Below are 2,692 nucleotides of genomic sequence, written 5' to 3'. Positions count from 1 at the left end.
TTCTAACCAGCTGAACTACCGCACCAATTGAGTATTTTAAGCATCTCGGGGTTGTTGTTTCCCGTTTGCGAGTGCAAAGTTACAACCATTTTTTTATTCCACCAAATTTTTTGACAACTTTTTTTAAAATATTTTTTGTCTGAATTGTCTTTTTCTTGATTTTTAAACGGATAAAACACATATTCACTGCTATTTATCTTAATTTGCGGGAAAGAAAAATTTTATGATAATTTTTTTAGTTTATGAGTGGATCTGATAGAAAGACAGAGTTGCGGGTTGCGGTACTGATGGCGATTGCCGGATGTATTCTTCTCGGATGCGGGTTTATGTTTCCGCCCAAAGGGGAGATTCATTCCTCGGTGCTTGTGGCATTCGGGGAGATACTGACCTTTGCGGGCGCATTGTTCGGTATCGATTATCATTACAGGCGGGAAGGGAGGTGAGAATATGGAGAAACGTAAGATTACGGATGCGATTGTGATTCATTGCTCGGCAACGCCGGAGGGGCGGGAGCATAATGTGGCGGATTTGCGTGCGTGGCATCTTGCCAGAGGATTCTCGGACGTGGGTTATCATTATGTTGTCAGGCTTGACGGCACGGTGGAAGCCGGACGCGGAGAGGAGTATGTGGGTGCGCATTGTGTGGAATCCGGCATGAACCGCAGGTCGATAGGAGTCTGCTATGTCGGAGGGATGGACAGGGGCATGAAGTCTCCCAAGGATACAAGGACGGAGGCGCAGCGGCGTTCGCTTCTTGAACTTGTCCGGCGGTTGCAGAAAAAGTATGGCATTCCTGACGGGCGGGTATTCGGGCATCGGGATTTCGCAAAGAAAGCATGTCCGTCATTCGATGTGAGGACGATGTTTTCTGTGGTTCTTGCAGCTTTGATGATTATGAGCGTGGCATGTACTCGCAAGATTTATATTCCTGTGGAGAATGTGGCTGTGCGTAGTGATACGGTCTATGTGTCGAAGAATGCGGTTGCAAGGGAGGTCGACAGGGACACTGTCATTGTCCGGGAGCGCGGAGATACGGTAACGGCGGAGGTTGTGAGATGGCGATGGCGCGAGCGTGTCGTGTCAGATACTGTCGCCAAGGTGGTGCGGGATTCAGTGTTTGTCAGGGAAACGGTTCCTGCGCCGGACGGAAGCCGGTCCCGCGATTTCTGGAGTCTTGCGGGGAGGGTGCTGGTCGCGTGCGGGGTTGTCGCGATTGCTGTTGCGGCGGCGGGGGTGTGGATAAAAAGAAAAGTCGGCAGATAAACTGTCGACTTTCCTTTTTATCAGTCGGGGTGACAAGATTCGAACTTGCGACCTCACGCCCCCCAGACGCGTACTCTAAACCTACTGAGCTACACCCCGAAAGATTTGAGCTGTCACCTTGGATTGTTGTCTCCTTGGCTTAAGCGAGTGCAAAGTTATAACGAATTTTTGATTCATCCAAATTTTTTTGGAGAAATATTTCAATAAGATTCTGCAGGCGACGGGAAATCACCAGATTTCACATCATCGATATATCGCTGCACGGCATCTGTCATGACCCCTGCCACATCGGCGTATCTGCGGAGGAATCTTGGCGAGAATCCCTGATTTATGCCCAGCATGTCGTGCATTACGAGCACCTGGCCGTCAACGCCGCCTCCGGCTCCGATGCCGATTACCGGAATTGTGATCTCTTTTGCCACACGCGCCGCGAGTTCGGCGGGAACTTTCTCAATAACCACTCCGAAACACCCTATCTCGTCAAGCATCTTTGCGTCTTCAATCAGTTTTGCCGCCTCCTCTTCCTGGCGTGCGCGGACGCTGTATGTTCCGAATTTGTTGATGCTCTGCGGTGTAAGTCCGAGGTGTCCCATCACCGGGATTCCCGCACTGAGAATGCGTTCGATGGACTCTCGGATCTCCGAGCCGCCTTCCATCTTCACAGCCTCCGCATGGCTCTCTTTCATTATGCGGATTGCCGAAGCGAGGGCTTCTTTGGAATTACCCTGATATGTGCCGAAGGGAAGGTCTACGACCACGAGGGCGCGGGAGGTGCCTTTCATTACGGATTTTGCATGGTATATCATCTGATCAAGGGTAATCGGAAGGGTGGTGATATTGCCTGCCATTACATTAGAGGCGGAATCTCCGACGAGTATTACGTCGATGCCGGCGGCATCAATTATTTTCGCTGATGAATAATCGTAAGCGGTGAGCATTGATATTTTTTCACCGCGCTGTTTCATCTCGACAAGGCGACGTGTTGTCACTTTGCGTGTGTTGTCGGTAGTGTTTGTTGACATTGTTCTGTTGGTGTTTTGTTTTGATTAGGCGGCAAAGTTAAATAAAAATTCCCGAACGATATGTGTGTGTCGTTAAAATTTACTTTTGCGGTTTACCGGCACATGTGATGCGGAGTTGCGTTTGTATTGTTACAAAAGTGCCGGAAAGATATCAGAGTCGGCGGCGATTTTTTGGGAATTAAACAAATTTTAGTAAATTTGCAAAATAAACATCAGGAATTATGTGTATGTTTGCGATAGGTTTCGTCTTGAGTCAATGGGTGTGAGGCTGGTTCGTGAGAGGATGTCAGACAAGATGGGTGAGCGAAGACGGAAAGCATGTTAAATATACTCTAACCTCACTGGCGTCTCTTAAAATCTGTTAATGCGAAATTGTTAAACTCTGTATTCATGTTGGTTACGCGATT

At 48.5% G+C, this 2,692-nt stretch carries 3 protein-coding genes and 1 tRNA gene; 2 read left to right on the top strand and 2 right to left on the bottom strand.

Going from position 1 to position 2,692, the window contains the following annotated elements; all coding sequences use genetic code 11:
• Window positions 1-242: 242 nt before the first annotated feature.
• Together JX312_RS11910 and JX312_RS11905 are read left to right on the top strand one after the other, a co-directional pair.
• A complete protein-coding gene (locus tag JX312_RS11910) occupies window positions 243-443 on the top strand; it encodes a hypothetical protein (protein WP_123406478.1) in 201 nt (66 codons plus the stop codon).
• A 4-nt stretch (window positions 444-447) separates the two neighbouring features.
• Entirely contained in the window at window positions 448-1,263 is an 816-nt protein-coding gene (locus JX312_RS11905; protein WP_204458124.1) for an N-acetylmuramoyl-L-alanine amidase, read from the top strand.
• A 24-nt stretch (window positions 1,264-1,287) separates the two neighbouring features.
• Here JX312_RS11905 and JX312_RS11900 read toward each other — a convergent pair.
• Window positions 1,288-1,362 (bottom strand) — tRNA-Pro (locus JX312_RS11900).
• A 101-nt stretch (window positions 1,363-1,463) separates the two neighbouring features.
• Window positions 1,464-2,285, bottom strand: a complete 822-nt coding sequence (gene panB, locus JX312_RS11895; protein ID WP_123406474.1) for a 3-methyl-2-oxobutanoate hydroxymethyltransferase — start codon at window positions 2,283-2,285, stop codon at window positions 1,464-1,466.
• Window positions 2,286-2,692 lie beyond the last annotated feature (407 nt).

Source organism: Barnesiella sp. CU968, assembly GCF_905219685.1.
GTDB classification, from domain to species: Bacteria; Bacteroidota; Bacteroidia; order Bacteroidales; family Muribaculaceae; genus Lepagella; species Lepagella muris_A.
The sequence above is the reverse complement of the archived record's forward strand: the minus strand, read 5'-3'. Positions and strand labels throughout refer to the sequence as shown.